General features: G+C 66.7%; 15 protein-coding genes. 9 read left to right on the top strand and 6 right to left on the bottom strand.

Annotated features, from left to right (window positions below; genetic code table 11):
* Nucleotides 1-111 precede the first annotated feature (111 nt).
* Nucleotides 112-1,254, bottom strand: a complete 1,143-nt coding sequence (gene priL, locus RJT68_RS18490) for a DNA primase regulatory subunit PriL (protein WP_407037995.1) — start codon at nucleotides 1,252-1,254, stop codon at nucleotides 112-114.
* Nucleotides 1,255-1,509: 255 nt separating this feature from the next.
* On the opposite strand from priL, the gene RJT68_RS18485 reads away from it, so the two are divergent.
* Nucleotides 1,510-2,370: an alpha/beta fold hydrolase gene (locus RJT68_RS18485; protein ID WP_407037994.1), complete on the top strand. Its 861-nt coding sequence runs from the start codon at nucleotides 1,510-1,512 to the stop codon at nucleotides 2,368-2,370.
* Nucleotides 2,371-2,527: 157 nt separating this feature from the next.
* Here the strand turns inward: RJT68_RS18485 and RJT68_RS18480 are convergent, their stop codons facing one another.
* Complete coding sequence (locus tag RJT68_RS18480; protein ID WP_407037993.1) at nucleotides 2,528-3,271, bottom strand: DNA polymerase sliding clamp; 744 nt, start codon at nucleotides 3,269-3,271, stop codon at nucleotides 2,528-2,530.
* Between RJT68_RS18480 and RJT68_RS18475 the strand changes: the two genes are divergently transcribed.
* From RJT68_RS18475 to RJT68_RS18465, 3 genes are all read left to right on the top strand, one after another.
* Nucleotides 3,272-3,493, top strand: a complete 222-nt coding sequence (locus RJT68_RS18475) for a hypothetical protein (RefSeq protein WP_407037992.1) — start codon at nucleotides 3,272-3,274, stop codon at nucleotides 3,491-3,493.
* Between the two features lie 160 nt (nucleotides 3,494-3,653).
* Complete coding sequence (locus RJT68_RS18470; protein WP_407037991.1) at nucleotides 3,654-4,172, top strand: DUF7342 family protein; 519 nt, start codon at nucleotides 3,654-3,656, stop codon at nucleotides 4,170-4,172.
* A 61-nt stretch (nucleotides 4,173-4,233) separates the two neighbouring features.
* Nucleotides 4,234-4,605, top strand: a complete 372-nt coding sequence (locus RJT68_RS18465; RefSeq protein WP_407037990.1) for a hypothetical protein — start codon at nucleotides 4,234-4,236, stop codon at nucleotides 4,603-4,605.
* Nucleotides 4,606-4,888: 283 nt separating this feature from the next.
* Here RJT68_RS18465 and RJT68_RS18460 read toward each other — a convergent pair whose 3' ends face one another.
* Together RJT68_RS18460 and RJT68_RS18455 are read right to left on the bottom strand one after the other, a co-directional pair.
* Nucleotides 4,889-5,377 carry a hypothetical protein gene (locus tag RJT68_RS18460; RefSeq protein WP_407037989.1) on the bottom strand — a complete coding sequence of 163 codons (489 nt, stop codon included), beginning with the start codon at nucleotides 5,375-5,377 and terminating at the stop codon, nucleotides 4,889-4,891.
* On the bottom strand, nucleotides 5,377-5,673 hold the full coding sequence (locus tag RJT68_RS18455) for a UPF0175 family protein (protein ID WP_407037988.1): 297 nt from the start codon (nucleotides 5,671-5,673) through the stop codon (nucleotides 5,377-5,379). Before RJT68_RS18455 ends, RJT68_RS18460 begins: the two co-directional genes overlap by 1 nt.
* A 257-nt stretch (nucleotides 5,674-5,930) precedes the next feature.
* On the opposite strand from RJT68_RS18455, the gene RJT68_RS18450 reads away from it, so the two are divergent.
* Nucleotides 5,931-6,713: a 23S rRNA (uridine(2552)-2'-O)-methyltransferase gene (locus RJT68_RS18450; RefSeq protein WP_407037987.1), complete on the top strand. Its 783-nt coding sequence runs from the start codon at nucleotides 5,931-5,933 to the stop codon at nucleotides 6,711-6,713.
* 307 nt (nucleotides 6,714-7,020) lie between these two features.
* Here RJT68_RS18450 and RJT68_RS18445 read toward each other — a convergent pair whose 3' ends face one another.
* Together RJT68_RS18445 and RJT68_RS18440 are read right to left on the bottom strand one after the other, a co-directional pair.
* Nucleotides 7,021-7,206, bottom strand: coding sequence for a ribbon-helix-helix domain-containing protein (locus tag RJT68_RS18445; RefSeq protein ID WP_407037986.1), 186 nt, complete (start codon nucleotides 7,204-7,206; stop codon nucleotides 7,021-7,023).
* A gap of 45 nt (nucleotides 7,207-7,251) precedes the next feature.
* Nucleotides 7,252-9,600, bottom strand: a complete 2,349-nt coding sequence (locus RJT68_RS18440) for a twin-arginine translocase subunit TatC (RefSeq protein ID WP_407037985.1) — start codon at nucleotides 9,598-9,600, stop codon at nucleotides 7,252-7,254.
* A 149-nt stretch (nucleotides 9,601-9,749) separates the two neighbouring features.
* Here RJT68_RS18440 and tatC point away from each other — a divergent pair, with 149 nt between their 5' ends.
* The 4 genes from tatC (at nucleotide 9,750) to RJT68_RS18420 (ending at nucleotide 13,965) form a co-directional block, all read left to right on the top strand.
* Nucleotides 9,750-10,571 (top strand): twin-arginine translocase subunit TatC, encoded by an 822-nt coding sequence (gene tatC / locus RJT68_RS18435; RefSeq protein WP_407037984.1) that lies wholly within the window; start codon nucleotides 9,750-9,752, stop codon nucleotides 10,569-10,571.
* A 429-nt stretch (nucleotides 10,572-11,000) separates the two neighbouring features.
* Nucleotides 11,001-13,082, top strand: coding sequence for an assimilatory nitrate reductase NasA (gene nasA, locus RJT68_RS18430; protein WP_407037983.1), 2,082 nt, complete (start codon nucleotides 11,001-11,003; stop codon nucleotides 13,080-13,082).
* Nucleotides 13,083-13,221: 139 nt separating this feature from the next.
* Complete coding sequence (locus tag RJT68_RS18425; RefSeq protein WP_407037982.1) at nucleotides 13,222-13,392, top strand: hypothetical protein; 171 nt, start codon at nucleotides 13,222-13,224, stop codon at nucleotides 13,390-13,392.
* 51 nt (nucleotides 13,393-13,443) lie between these two features.
* Nucleotides 13,444-13,965: a YqaA family protein gene (locus RJT68_RS18420; RefSeq protein ID WP_407037981.1), complete on the top strand. Its 522-nt coding sequence runs from the start codon at nucleotides 13,444-13,446 to the stop codon at nucleotides 13,963-13,965.
* Nucleotides 13,966-14,382: the final 417 nt, after the last annotated feature.

Genomic DNA, 14,382 nt, shown 5'->3' with positions numbered 1-14,382 from the left:
CAACGGACTCCGTGAGGCGTGATCGCACCGGGCGCGCGATCCGCGGTCACGGCCTCGAGTGCGGCCGAAAAAGTCGACGTTTCCGCTGCCAGTCAGTCGGGTACGAGCGTCTTACGCCGGTCCCGACTCCGCCCCGTCACCGCCGTCTCCGACCGTCTCGCGCCAGTCCTCGAGGTCGTCGTCGTCCGCGTCGTCGAGGCGCTCCTCGTAGTAGGCCATCGGGTGGGGGATGCGCTCGCAGAGGTCGTCCTTGTTGACGCAGTCGCCGTAGGACTGCATCGTGGCGCAGGAGGGCGGCGAGTACTCCGTGGGCGACGTGTCGCCCCGGATGTGGTCGGTCTGGTAGCGGGTCATCTCCTCGCCGAACGAGGAGTTCACCCGGTAGAGGTCGACGATCTCGTCGGTGTTCATGCCGATACTCGTCAGGAAGGCCGTGATCGCGAAGCGGGAGTGGTGGGGGAGGTGCTCGCCCTTCTGAATCTGATCCAGCAGCGCCTTCATACACGGCGGGAACAGGTCCGGGACGACGGTGTCGATCTCCCGGGTCAGGTCCAACTCGGAGAGCACCGCGCGGACCTCCTCGGCCTCCTCCTCGAGCGCGGCCGCGATCGGTTCGGGCACGTCGAACGGGAGGCCCTCCTCGATCCGCTCCCGGACGGCCTCCCGGAGCAGGGTCAGCAGTTCCCCCTCGTCGACCGGGACCGTCCCGTCCGCGAGCGCGCGGTTGACGAGCCGCCACTCGTCGCCCCAGAGGTCGGCCGAAAGCGGGAGGTAGGTGCCGACGTCGACCCGGTAGCTCGTCGCGACCGCGACGCCGACGGCGCCCCCTCCTTCGCCGTCACCCTCGACGGAGTCGACCTCCCGCACCGCGCCCTCGAGGTCGAACTCCCGGAGCAGGTCCGCGAGTTCGAGTCCCGACGACTCGACGCTCTTCAGTTCGGTCGTGTCCTCGAGGTCGGCTCGAAACCGCTCGGCGGCCGCGGCGGCCTCCGCGCGGGCGTACCGGCGGATCAGCACGCGCTCGCCCACCAGCGAGACGAGCACGCGGGCCACGGGATAGGAGAGGAGTTCGACGCGCACGTCGCGGCGCGCCTCGCCCGTTTCCCCCTCGTCGACGGCGGCGACGACGCGCTCGAGGGCGCGGTCGACGACCTCCCGGTCCTGCTCGACGACCGTCGCCAGGTCGACGGCCCGGGTCGCCACGGTCTCCCGCGCCGCCTCGAGGAACGGGTACCGGGCGTGAACTCTCTGCATCGGTGATCGGTAATACGATTTTACCGCTCCCGGATAAACTAGCGGGTTCATCACGACACGCTCGACCCCGTAGGGACCGCGTACGTAACCGAGTGTCACCGTCGGCGGGGAATCGAATAACGATCGATTACCGGCCCGGGCGCGCGACCGACGGGTCGGTTCTGGGGGTCCGCCGGGGCGATCGACGCGACAGTCGTCGTCGCCGACCCATCTCGAGGGGCGATTTTCAAGGTCGTTCGACGCGTCGGTGGGGGTATGCCACGGGCGACTCGAGACGGCGTGTCGATCTACTACGAGCGCGAGGCGGGCGACGGCACCCCCGTCGTCTTCGTCGAGGGACTCGGCTTCGGGCGGTGGATGTGGCGGTGGCAGCGCGAGGCCGTCGCCGGCGAGTACGAGGTGATCGCCCCCGACAACCGGGGGACGGGCCGATCCGAGGCGGGCCTCCCGCCGCTCGTCCCGCGACTGCCCGGGAAACTGCGAACGCTCCTGCTCTTCAAACTGTTCGGCTACTCCATCGCCGGGATGGCCGCCGACCTCGAGGCCGTCCTCGACGACGCCGGAGTTCGCCGGGCCCACGTCGTCGGCGCGAGCATGGGTGGGATGATCGCCCAGCGCTACGCCCTCGAGTACACCCGGGCGAAGACGCTGACGCTGTGCTGTACCACCCACGGCGGCCCGGACTCGGTGCCGGTCCCCGAGGAGACTCAGGAGATCATGTTCGACGTCCCCGACGGGGCGACCGAGCGCCAGAAACTCCGCCACCGGATGCGCCCGGCGTTCACCGACGAATTCACGAACCGCAACCCCCACCTCATCGACCGGATCCTCACGTGGCGCCTCGAGCAGGACGCGGGCGACGCCGCCCGCGAGGCCCAGGCCGCGGGCGTCCTCGAGTTCGACGTCAGCGACCGCCTCGACGGGATCCGCGTTCCAACGCTCGTCCTCCACGGGGCGAACGACCGGGTCGTCCCCGTCGCGAACGGCCGGCTACTCGCCGAGAAGCTCCCCGACGCCCGACTCGAACTGATCGAGGGCGGGTCCCACTGCTTCTTCATCGAGGACGCCGATCCCGTCAACGAGGCGCTGCTCGAGTTCCTCGCAGACCACGAGTGAACGGGTCGCGCCTCGGGGCGTCGAATCGTATCGATCGATAGCGTCGGTGCCGGGAATCGGTATTTCGACCCGATGCGAGCGTCGTATTCGGTAGGAGAAGAACGTCAGGTGCGGAGGGCGGAGACCGCGTCGGTCCCGACCCGACCACCGCGAGCCGTCAGTCGCTCTGGATGCGCGGGGCCAGCATGTAGGTGACCTGGCCGTGGCCCTCGGCGAAGCCGAAGTAGATCTTGATCGGGAACTCCTCGCCGAGGTCGAGCGTGACTTCGACGTCGCCCGGAATCGCCTTGTTCATGTCCTTCAGGTAGTCGAGGCTGAACAGCGAGTGGGCCGGGCCGACCTGCAGGTCGATGAGGTCGTCGCGGGTCAACTCGAGGTGGACGTCGTCGGTGTCGCCCTCCGCGTCGACGTAGAAGAACTCATCGGCATCGTCGACGCCGAGCGCGATGTGGTCGGAGACCATGTCGGCGGCCTTCACCGAACGGTTGACGTCCTTGCCCTCGAGGACGACCCGCGCGGGCAGGTCCAGGTCGGGGATGTCCGGCTCCTGGCGGATGGAGTCCGGGTCGATGAGCGCGAGGGTGTACTCGAGCCCGTCGATCTGGGTGTGGAGCTTCCGGGTCTCCTCGTCGAGTTCCAGCTGGACGAGCTGGCCGGACTCGGCCATGCCTGCGATGTCCTCGAGGCGCGAGAGGTCGACGCCGATCAGCCCGCCGTCGGCTTCGTAGGATTCGAACGCGGCCGCATCGAGCGAGAGGTCGACCATCCCGACGTTCGCGGGGTCGACGGCCCGAATCTGGAGGCCGTCTTCCTCGAGGTGGATCTTGCACTCGTCGACCAGCACGCTCACCGAGTCGAGCGCGCTGGTGAGCGTTTCCGCGCTCACGATGGCCTTGAACATATGGGACGGGGTACGGACGGTCGGCATAAAAAGCCACCCTTTATCGGTGACGTCCTCCCCGCCGTGCACGGCATCAGCTTCGAGGTAGACGACGACCAGTACGAACGGTTGAAAGAGACAAAGAAGCGCCACGGGCTGGCTTGGATGAGAATGATGCTCTACGCGCAAGAGCAGGTAGATTCCGAGAGAGGCGATAGATCGGTGGACAGTGTAGTCAAGTGACGCGATTCCCCACCCGGCCTTCAGGCCGGGGTCCCTCGCTGTTTAACGATGGCGGACGGAGATCGGAACCCGATGGCGGAGATGACGGCGAAAGACTCACATTGGACAATATATTTTGGCTAAAAGAAGAAATATGTGTCCTGGGGCCGTAGGTAAGCGTATGCCAGACGATGGCCGACGCGACGGCCGGCCTCCCTTCGATAGACCGTTCGAAGACGCGGACACGAAGCAGCGCGTGTACGGGGCGGTGTTGCACGCCCGAAAGCCGATGACGGCCGCCGAAGTCGCCGACCGGGCGGACTGTTCGGAGGAATCGGCGCGGACGCACCTGTCCTTCTACGCCGACCTCGGCATCGTCATTCAGCACGAAGGTCGGCCAGTCAGGTACGAGCGCAACGACGACTACTTCGAGTGGCGCCGGGTGAACGAACTGGCGCGGGAGCACACCGTCGACGAGTTACAGACCCGCGTATCGGAGTTGACCGACCGAATCGAGGAGTATCGCGGCAGGTTCAACGCCGATTCGCCCGCCGAAGTCGACGTCCTCGAGTTCGACGCGGAGCGCGTCGACGACGTGTACGCGGAACTCGGTGACTGGGCCACCGTCGTCGAAGAGCGTCGCCTTCACGAACGCGCTCGGAGGAAAGCCGCTGGCTCGACGGCTCCGTCACACAGCTGACGTGGTGCCGGCGAACGACGGTGCGAGCCCTGCGCCGATAGACCGGTCAGTGTTGGAGCGGATGCAGTCCCGATTCGTCGGGCGTCGCACGTTCGAGTCGGCGGAGATCGTGGAGGAGGGGAAACTGCACCTCCGGGTCGACGTATCCGGGGACTACTACCCCAGTGAGGTGTCCGCTCGCTTGGAGATCCGCTGGTATCGAAACGACGACTTCACCGTCCACTATCGCGAGGTACGGCGGGACGGTGCGTGGATGTGTCGATGGGATCGGCATCCGAACGCGCACAACTCGCGGGATCACTTCCATCCGCCGCCGAACGCGAGTCGCACCGACGCTGAGGACGCCCAGTGGCCGGACGACCACCGCGACGTGACCCGCCTCGTCCTCGATCGCATCGAGGAGCGCATCGAGACGCTGTGGGAACGACGGTAGGTTCGTCGAGCGCGGACGGAACGCGCTCGTCTCGTCGCCCAACTCGTCAACTGGAGCGCAGTCGGACGCCGCTCGAGGACGTCAACCCTTTCAGCGTCGACTCCCTCTGTCGGACCGTGACCGATGCGATCTCGTCCGCGCGAGGGACGAGCGATCGCGTATCGAACGGCATCGGTGGCGGATTCGAGATACCATGGCACGGAAAGACCACTACTACAACTACTCCTCTCGATCTGTTGTGACTACTAACTGAACGCGCCTCCCTCTGACCGAGAACTCAGATTCAGTCCCCCAGTTCTCGGAGCTTCTTCTGCACCTGCGTGTAGACTTTCGGATGGAGGTTCATTCCCTCGTCCACGAGGTCGTACAGGACGTCGGTCGCCTCATCCGCCGTCAAGTCCCCCTCTTTCGTACATCTGAGCAACAGCGTCGTCACCCACCAGCACTCGACGCCGTGACTCCGGGCAACCTCGATCAGCCCTTTGTCGTTGGCGAGAAGGATTTCTTCGTCAGCCTCTGCCAGCAGGATCACTGACGCGTCGGCCACTGCAATTCCCTCCATCGACGCCACTTCGTCGGCTGTGTCCGGCGTTCTGTGAACAGCTACGTCCTCCAGAAACCCGTCGAGCGCCGCAGTGCCGCGCTTTCCCTCGGTAAGAACTTCCTCCCGAACCGCCTCTGTCGTTCGGATCTCCTCGAAGGTAGTCGAGACGAGGTGAAGCTGACCGACCCACGCGAGCGGGATCAGCGCGGAAGAATCGACGACGACCATCAGATTCGTTCGAGGTCGCGTTCGAGATCTTCGGTCGTGTATCCCACGTCGATCCCTTCTTTCGCGGCGAGAGTCAACATCTCGACGTATGATACGTCCGCGAACTCCGCCGCCTTTCGCAGCGTAATACTGTGGTCGCGGAGCTGATCGAGTGCCCGTTCCTTGCGCCAGTCGGAGAGGCCTTGCCGGATGAGGCGACGAAGCACCTCCGACCGATCGGCACTCATTTCCTCCTCGAGTTCGGCGAGTGCCTCCTCGTCGTCCTCCGGGATCCGCGTGGTGACCGTCTTCATCATTACGATTCACTACGTTACGATACGACATAGGTGTAACGCCGGATTGAATCCGGATTGGAAACTCATCTCTCCGTAGTACCAGACGACCGTACGAAATCCGGACAGACGTCAGATTACTCTCGAGTTTGCTGCGCGGAGTGAGTTTCCAAAGTGGCCCGCCTCGCATTCGATGTGCCTTTCCGGGTCGCCCGCCTCACAACGAGTATGAACGTGAATTCGTCGGGGACACGCGACCGATACAATCGGGTGGGCCTCTCATGACACGACGAGACATGTACTACAACAAATCGAAACAGGAGGGCTACCGCTCTCGAGCGGCCTACAAGCTCAAACAGCTCGACGACCTCGAGAACGTGATCTCGGGCGGCGACGCGGTCGTCGACCTCGGAGCCGCGCCGGGGGGCTGGCTGCAGGTCGCCGCGGAGAAGGTCGGCCCGAACGGGCGAGTGATCGGGGTCGACCTCCAGCGGATCAGGTCGTTCGACGAGTCCTACGCCGACCGCATCGAGACGATTCGGGGCGACATGACCCAGGAGCGTACCCGCGAGCGAGTGATCGAGGCCGCCGGCGGCGAGGTCGACTGCGTGATATCGGACATGGCGCCCAACATGTCCGGCGAGTACTCCCTCGACCAGGCGCGCTCGCTCCACCTCGCCCGGCAGGCGTTCGAGACCGCCCTCGAGCTGCTCGGGACCGGCGGCAACTTCGTCGTGAAGGTGTTCGAGGGGCCGGACGTCGACGCCCTCCGGGCCGACCTCGAAGACGAGTTCCAGTACGTCCGGGCGACGAGCCCCAAAGCTTCCCGGAAGGAGTCGTCGGAGCTGTACCTCATCGGAAAGGGTCGGCTCACCGCGCCCGTCGAGCCCGGCGACGAACTCGAGGTCGAAATCGTCGATATCGGCGGCGAGGGCGACGGCATCGCCTCCGTGGACGGCTACCGGCTGTTCGTCCCCGACACCGAGGTGGGCGACGTCGTGACGATCCGCGTCGACGACGTCAAACCGAACTTCGGGTTCGCGACGCCGGCCGACGAGGAGTGAGCGGCCCCGCTCACCCGCACCCGCATCCGCCCTCTACGCGCTCCTCTGGCTCCTCCGTTCGTTCTCACGTTCGCCCCCGTCTCCGCCTCTCGCCCGCGTTCACTCCAGTTCTCGGGTGGTCTTCACGTTCGATGTCCCGTCTCCGCCCCGCTCGAGATCGTAGCTGATCCGGGTCGTCGCGACCGAGTGCTGTGCGGTCGCGACGTAGCGCTCCTCGAGTCCGTCGAAGACCTCGTCCGAGATTACCGTTCCCCCGTCGTCAAGTCCCCACTCTTCCAGGAGGTGAGCGATCGTGGCGTCGCCTCGTTCACTTCTCGGTTCCGTCCTCCTCGAGGCGGTCGTGCCGCTCGTCGATCTCGTCGAGGAGGTCGAGGGTCTTGCGGATCGAGGCGCGGATGGCGTCGCTGCGGTTGACGAACTTGCCGTCGTCGCCGACGTGCTCGTCGAGGTCGTCGAGGAGTTCCTGGGGGATTTCGACGCTGATCTTCGGCATGCGGGTGCGTTGGGATGGCGGCCCCTTATAGCCACCCCGGACCGGTCAGTCCGCCTTCGCGTCGGACTCCGGGGCGGGTCGACCGCCGTTGCCGCCGAAGAGGCGACCGCCGCCGGTGAGGAGGTAGAGGACGAACAGGCCGAGCAGGTAGGTGATCGCCAGCGGGATGGCGAAGAGGAGCATCGTCAGCACGCCCTTGGGGGTGAACAGCGCCGAGAAGACGAAGATGGCGAGGACGACGGGGCGCCAGCGCTCGAGCATCGCGCGGTAGGGGACGAGGCCGCCGACGTGGAAGAGCGCCATCGTGACGATGATGTTGAAGAGGAAGCCGATGCCGATGGTCGTGAAGATCACCAGCCAGAAGAAGCTGCTGATCTTGTAGGAGACGACCATCCCGTTCGTGATCGCGTCCTCGACGAGGTAGGAGATGACCGCGGGCGCGATCCAGAAGAACCCGAGGTAGGTGCCGGCCGCGAAGCCGCCGAACAGCGAGCCGCCCCAGACGATGAACAGGCGGCGGTCGCCGCGGGCCAGGCCGCGCTCTTTTATCGCCGGCCAGGCGTAGTAGAGCACCATCGGCAACACCGTGACGATGGCCGCGAGCGTGCTCACCTTCACCTCGAAGATCAGCACCTCGACGGGGTGGAGCGCGATGACGAAGTCCATCTTGGCGATGAGTTCGGCCGTGGACATCGCCGTCGGATCGCCGGTGACGTCGTTGCGCTCGGCGAGTTCGATCAGGACGTCGTCCGGCACCCGAGTGACGAACACCTCGAGGATTCGCCCGAGGCCACCCTGGTAGAGCGCCATGAAGGTGCTCCCCATGACGAGCATGAAGACGGCGACGATGCGGAACATCCTCGAGGAGAGGCTCTGGAGGATGAACGCGAAGTCGTAGGCGTAGCCGCCGATGTCCTCCTCGGTCGTCTCGTCCTCGGTGAACGGATCGAGCATCCCGGCGGCGGTGCTCGCGAAGAGGCCGCCGCCTTCCTCCTCGGTCGCCGCCTCCGCGGCTCCGGTTCCAGCTCCGGCCCCGGCCGCCGCGGCCGCGTCGACGTCGCCCTCCTCGTTCGCCTCCTCGGCCCGGGCCTGGAGCGTGTCGAACCGATCGAGGATCGCCTGGGCCTTCTCCTTGTCGTCCTCGTACATCGCCTCGCGGGCGTACTCTAGGGCCTCCTCCTCGTCCATCGCGAGGAAGACCGACGGCGAGACCTCGGAGATGTCGTCGGCCTCGAGGACGTCCCAGTCGAGGTCGTCGGGCGAGTTCGCCGTTCGGATCTGGGTCTGGCGGGGGTAGACGGGTTCCTGGAGCACCTTGACGGTGTAGGCGAACAGGGCGAGCACGCCGGCGACGACGGCGACGAGCACCCCGATCGCGATCTCGCCGAGCAGGCCGTACTCGGCGACGAGTTGCTCGAGGCCGCCGGCGCTCTCCGGTCGGATCGCGCTCGGAAGGCTCGGGTACAGCGACTCGCGGAGGACGTCGAAGCCGCCCTGGTTGACGAACGCCGTGACGGCGACGAAGACGACGGCGACGACGGCGCCGAACTGGAGGACGCGTCGTTTGATGTGGGCCGCGCCGGTTCCCTCCGTCCTCGCGGCGCCCCGTCGCCGGGTGTTGGTGACGACTTTCGCGAGGCCGAGGCTAAAGACGTAGAGGCCGGTCAACGGCGTCGCCCACATGATCTGGGTGAACGGGTCGGGCGGGGAGAAGAGCGCGCCGAAGACGAAGATAGCGACGATCGCGTGACGCCACTTGTCCCGGAAGGTTTCGTAGGGGAGGATCTCGGTGTAGGCGAGGACGCTCATGATCAGGGGGAGCTGGGCGGCAAGCCCGAACGAGATGGTCAACAGCGCCATGAACTCGGTGAACTCGGTGATTCCGAAGGAGGGTTTGACGCCGGCAGTGGCGGCGTTGCCCGCGAGGAAGTCGAACGTGAACGGGAAGAAGACCACGTAAGCGTAGACGACGCCGAAGCAGAACAGGATCCCCGCCATCGCGACGAACCCGGCGACGTACCGCCGTGATACGGGGACGACGGACTGGTAGCCGCGGCGCCGGAGGGCGTCCCGAGAGACGTAGAGGACGGCGGGGATGGCGACGATGACGCCGACGATCATTCCGATCTTCGCCTGGAGGAGGATGACCTCGAACGGCGTCCGGGTGATGAGGTCGGTCGACCCGGCGAGGTCCTGGCTCATGTTGGACTTGGTGACGGCCTCGAGGTAGTCCCAGACCCAGATCCGCAGCGCGTAGAAGGAGCCGATGAACCCGATGACGAAGACGATGAACACCTTCTGGAGGTTGTCCTGAGTGCTCGAGAGGAGTGCACCGAGCGTTTCTCGGCCGGTGTTGATGGCTCGAGCGGTGTCCTCGTCGACGGCAGAACTCATGTACTGTCGCCCAGTAGCTTACATCCAGTTATCAACCTTTCGAGTGAATGTACCGCCGCGGGTGAACGTGGCCGCGGACTGAATCATCGCTGGCCGTGATTGCTCGTAAGAAAAAGGCCTATAACCGCCGGCCTGTCTATCTCTCGTAGATGACGGACGAGTCGGGCCAGGGCGTCGTCGGCGATCACCACGAGCCCGAGGTAGGCGAACCTGACTACCCGGATCCGGACGAGGACGTCGGCGGGATCTCCACGCCGCCGGACGACGAGGAGATGCCGCTGGCCGACCACATCGAGGAGATGATGCTGCGGCTGCTCGTCGTCTTCCTCTTCGGCGCCGCCGGCACCGCGGTCGGCCTGCTCGGGGCCTCGGAGGCGATCCAGATCGTCTGGACCGACGCGATCCCCCAGAACCAGGAGTGGCCCCCGCACATCTACCACCCGCTCGAGCTGTGGCTGACCCGGATCAAGGTTTCCACGCTGCTCGGCATTCTGGTCGCGCTCCCGGCGTTCGTCTACGAGTGTTACCTGTTCATGAAGCCGGGGTTGTACCCCCACGAGCGCAAGTACTACCTCGCGGCGGTGCCGACGAGCCTCGTTCTGGCGATCCTCGGCATGGTCTTCTCGTACCTCCTCGTCCTGCCGATGCTGTTCGAGTACTTCACTTACTACGCCGACGGCAGCGCCGAAATCGCCTACGCGCTGGGCGAGACGTTCGACCTGGTCATCACGCTCACCGGCTTCCTGGCGATCGTCTTCCAGATTCCGCTGTTCATCATGCTCGCGATCATGATGGGCGTGACGACCCGCCGGTGGCTCGCGAGCAAGCGGCTGTACTTCTGGGCGGCGTTCGCCGGCCTCTCGTTCATGTTCACGGTGGACCCGACGATGATGGCGCCCGTCCTCGTCGCCGTCACGATGATCCTGCTGTTCGAAGGGACGCTCCTGATCCTGAAGTGGGTCGGACGTTGATCTCACCTCTCTCCCCGTCGGCGTTCGCGTTCCTGTGTTCGCCCTCGAGCGTCACCCGGTCGCCCCGCAGGAAGACCGTTCCCGGCACGAGTCGCGGATACGCGCTCGGTCACGTAGTTCTCCGACACTCCGCCGAACGGTGATGCGAATACGCACGGGCCGGCGGCGAACGTGGACGCTCGTCTGGTGGCGGGTCCAACGGCGTCGGTTCCACGTCCTTATATTCCTTCTATCCGTACCAAAATCGCGCGAACTCGGACGAAAACCGTGGAGAAACAACTAATGTTAAACGACTATCGTTTAGTAGGTGTGTACGTTTTCCTATACCGTGAATAAGTGGATGATATTGGGGACTATTCCGTATTTGTGCTACGATCATCAATCGAGTGGCGGCTGCGACGGAGGCTCGCCCTCGAGGAGGTGCGTTCGATGACCGACCTCGTGCCGACCACGTGCATGCGGTGTGCGGTCGGCTGCGGGCACGTTCAGCGGGCCGTCGACGTCGGCTACGGACTGGACGTCGTCCGCGGGAACCCCGCTCACCCGGTGAACGAGGGGTTGGCCTGCCAGCGCGGCGTCAGCGAGACCGCCGACCCGGGCGGCGAGTGGCTCACCCGCCCGCTCGTCCGCCGCGACGGCGACCTCGTCCCGACGACGTGGGAGACCGCCCTCGAGCGGGCGGCCGAGGGATTGGGGGCGGCCCTCGAGAACGGATCCGACCGCGTCGCGGTGCTCGGCAGCGGCCAGCAGACGAACGAGGCGGCCTACGCCCTCGGAAAGCTCGCCCGCGGCGGCTTCGGCACGCGGTACTACGACGCGAACACGACCCTCTGCATGGCGAGCGCGGTGACGGCTTACGACGACGCCTTCGGCAGCGACGCGCCGCCCCCGACGTACGACGATATTCCGGAGGCGGAGACGCACCTCGTCTGGGGGGCGAACCCGGCGGCGGCCCACCCCGTCATGTTCCGGTGGATCCGCCGCTCGGCGACCGACGACGACGCCGAACTCGTGGTCGTCGACCCCGTGGAAAGCGAGACGGCCGCGGTCGCCGACCGTCACGTCGCCCTCGAGCCCGGCACCGACCTCGAGCTCGCGCGGGCGGTCCTCGCCCGGATCGTCGAGACCGACCGGGTCGACGAGGCCTTCGTCGACGAGGCGACCGAGGGGTTCGACGAGCTGTGCGACCGGCTCCCCGACGCCGCATCCGCGGCGAGCACCGCGGGGGTCTCCCTCGAGGCGGTCGACGACCTCGCCGCGGCGTTCGAGCGGCTGACGCTCGTCTACTGGGGGATGGGGATCAACCAGAGCGTCGACGGGACGGCCGCCGCGGGCGCGCTGATCGACCTGTGTCTGGCGACGGGCAACCTCCGGCCCGCATCGGGTCCGTTCTCGCTGACGGGCCAGGCGAACTCGATGGGCACCCGCGTCTGTTCCTCGAAGGGAAGCTGGCCGGGGCACCGTCCCTTCGCCGACCCCGAGCACCGGGAGACCGTGGCCCAGGCGTGGGGCGTCCCCGTCTCGCGGCTCCCCGACGACCCCGGGCCGGGTCCCGTCGGCATCGTCGACGCCGTCGGGCGCGACGTCGAGGCGGTCTACGCCGTCGCGACGAACCCCGCGGCGGGGCTGCCCGACGCCGCTACCGCGCGCGAACGGCTCGAGGACGCCTTCCGCAGCGAGACGGTCGAACTGGCCGACGTCGTCCTCCCCGCCGCCACGTGGGGCGAGTCCGAGGGGACCGCGATCAACATGGAGCGGACCGTCTCGCGGGTCCGCGCGGCGACCGAAACGCCCACGGGCGTCAGGACCGACCTCGAGTGGATCGGCCTGCTCGCCGACCGGGTCGTCCCGGATTTGTTCGACGAGGTCCCGGAACCGGAGGCGGTCTTCGAGGAGTTCGCCGCACTCACCGCGGGGACGCCAGCCGATTGCTCGGGTATCAGGTACGAGCGACTCGAGGCGGAGCTGGCCGTCCGCTGGCCCGCGCCGTCGCCGGACGTCGAGGGTGGCTACCGGTACTACGACGCGGAGGCCGCCGAGAGGGGGTCCGAACGGTGGACCTTTCACACTCCGTCCGGCCGGGCGCGGTTCTCGACGGTCGTGGCGGGATCGCTCCCCGAACCGGTCGACGGCTCCTACCCGTACACCCTGACGACCGCGCGCGAGTCCGGGGCGTACAACACGGGCGTTCGCACCCGCGACGACGACCCGCCGGCGGCCCGCGTCAGCCCGGCGACGGCCGCCTCGATGGCCTCCGAGATCGAGGAGCGCGACGGCGACCGGTACGTCCGCGTCGTCTCGCGCCGGGCGTCGGTGCTGGCCCGCGTCCTCGAGGACGAGTCGATTCCGGACGGCGTCGTCTGGCTCCCGATCCACCACCCTTCGGTCAACGACCTGACGCTGCCCGCGGTCGATCCGCGCTCGAAGGAACCGAACTACAAGCAGTGTGCGGTCCGACTCGAGGCGCCCCACGAGCGGGACGCGAACGCCGCGGTGGAGGCGAGCGTGTGAACCGGACGAGTCGACGGCACACCTGGCTTCCGACGTCCACGAACGCACCGTCGCGGTCGGAACGACGACGCTCTCGGTCGGCCGGCCCGGCGCCGCCACACAGAAAAACTTGATTGGTTCGAGCCTGAAAACTGCAGGTATGAACCCGGTCGAGATCACCGTTCGTCTCGCTCCTTCGCCCGTCCTCCCGAGCGGCTCCTTCGCCGTCGGGGAACTCGCGTTCCCCCGCGTCCGTCGGTTCGACGAGGCGGTGTTCGCCGGCGTCGGTACGCGTTATGCGGAGCGTTACTACCGTCGAGACGTGTTCTAGTCCTCCACCACCATGCTATCTCCGCACCCACTGATCCCGTACGCGGCCCCGATGAGCCTCGGAACGGGCATCCTCGAGGGAGTCATCGAGTCCGCGACGGGCTGGCCCGGAATGGGCATCATCTTCGTCTACTCGTTCTTGATCGCGTTCGCGCTCCCCGGTCCGAGCGAGGTCGTCCTGTTGGCGCCGCTCGATCTCGGTCTCCCGAAGTGGGCGGACCTCACGGGTATCATGCTCGTGAGCGCGACCGGAAAGGCCGCTGGAAGCGTCTTCGCGTTCCACATCGGTCAAACGGTCAAACAGTCCGACCCGATCACGCGCTGGGTTCGACGGTCGAGGTGGGACGTCCTCGAGTGGTCGGAGAAGCGAACGGTCCGGATCGCACAGCGCTACGGCTACGCCGGACTCGCGATGGCCCTCTGCGTCCCGTTCTTTCCCGACACGATCTCGATCTACGCCTTCGCCGTCCTCGAACGGGACTACGTGAAGTTCGCGATCGCGACGTTTTTCGGAAGCCTCGGGCGACTCGTCGTTACGGCCGGGTTCGTCGGCGGCGTCGCCGCGGCGTTGTGAGCCCCGTCGCCGCCATCGACGGCACCGACCGGCGGGGCGGCTCCATTTCCTCGGCGAGGTGACGGAGGGGGCGGGCGATATGATCCCGACCCGTTCGCGAAGCGGGCGGCGTAGTGGGGGGAAACGGCCGGTTGGCGAACCCGGCGGCACGGGCCCTGGCCGTTATCGCCGTCGGTCCGGCGCTCGTCGGCGTTGTCCTCGCGGTGAGCGGATTCCTCTCCCTCGTCGTCCATCGACAGTGAGTCGACACCCGCCTACCCCGCACAGTTCCGTCGAGTCCTCGGCTCCTCGCTCGAGCATCCCCGACCCTGCGCGCGGCGTCCGCGACGCCCACGACCGACTCGTGCGTGCGGGGACGCTTCGACCGAGTTCCGCGAAACATTCCGCCGATCGAACCCGGTCCGAGCGACGATCGAT

This window comes from Halovalidus salilacus, from assembly GCF_031852275.1.
Taxonomy (GTDB): domain Archaea; phylum Halobacteriota; class Halobacteria; order Halobacteriales; family Natrialbaceae; genus Halovalidus; species Halovalidus salilacus.
Note: the sequence above shows the minus strand (reverse complement) of the source record. Positions and strands in the feature narration are given on the sequence as shown.

What these genes read in the sequence shown, in the direction of transcription:
- tatC (WP_407037984.1), top strand. Translation starts at nt 9,750, where the DNA reads ATGACGGACGAGTCGGGCCAGGGCGTCGTCGGCGATCACCACGAGCCC.
- priL (WP_407037995.1), bottom strand. Translation starts at nt 1,254, where the DNA reads ATGCAGAGAGTTCACGCCCGGTACCCGTTCCTCGAGGCGGCGCGGGAG.
- RJT68_RS18425 (WP_407037982.1), top strand. Translation starts at nt 13,222, where the DNA reads ATGAACCCGGTCGAGATCACCGTTCGTCTCGCTCCTTCGCCCGTCCTC.
- RJT68_RS18475 (WP_407037992.1), top strand. Translation starts at nt 3,272, where the DNA reads ATGGGACGGGGTACGGACGGTCGGCATAAAAAGCCACCCTTTATCGGT.
- RJT68_RS18480 (WP_407037993.1), bottom strand. Translation starts at nt 3,271, where the DNA reads ATGTTCAAGGCCATCGTGAGCGCGGAAACGCTCACCAGCGCGCTCGAC.
- RJT68_RS18470 (WP_407037991.1), top strand. Translation starts at nt 3,654, where the DNA reads ATGCCAGACGATGGCCGACGCGACGGCCGGCCTCCCTTCGATAGACCG.
- RJT68_RS18485 (WP_407037994.1), top strand. Translation starts at nt 1,510, where the DNA reads ATGCCACGGGCGACTCGAGACGGCGTGTCGATCTACTACGAGCGCGAG.
- RJT68_RS18445 (WP_407037986.1), bottom strand. Translation starts at nt 7,206, where the DNA reads ATGCCGAAGATCAGCGTCGAAATCCCCCAGGAACTCCTCGACGACCTC.
- RJT68_RS18455 (WP_407037988.1), bottom strand. Translation starts at nt 5,673, where the DNA reads ATGATGAAGACGGTCACCACGCGGATCCCGGAGGACGACGAGGAGGCA.
- RJT68_RS18440 (WP_407037985.1), bottom strand. Translation starts at nt 9,600, where the DNA reads ATGAGTTCTGCCGTCGACGAGGACACCGCTCGAGCCATCAACACCGGC.
- nasA (WP_407037983.1), top strand. Translation starts at nt 11,001, where the DNA reads ATGACCGACCTCGTGCCGACCACGTGCATGCGGTGTGCGGTCGGCTGC.
- RJT68_RS18420 (WP_407037981.1), top strand. Translation starts at nt 13,444, where the DNA reads ATGAGCCTCGGAACGGGCATCCTCGAGGGAGTCATCGAGTCCGCGACG.
- RJT68_RS18460 (WP_407037989.1), bottom strand. Translation starts at nt 5,377, where the DNA reads ATGGTCGTCGTCGATTCTTCCGCGCTGATCCCGCTCGCGTGGGTCGGT.
- RJT68_RS18465 (WP_407037990.1), top strand. Translation starts at nt 4,234, where the DNA reads ATGCAGTCCCGATTCGTCGGGCGTCGCACGTTCGAGTCGGCGGAGATC.
- RJT68_RS18450 (WP_407037987.1), top strand. Translation starts at nt 5,931, where the DNA reads ATGACACGACGAGACATGTACTACAACAAATCGAAACAGGAGGGCTAC.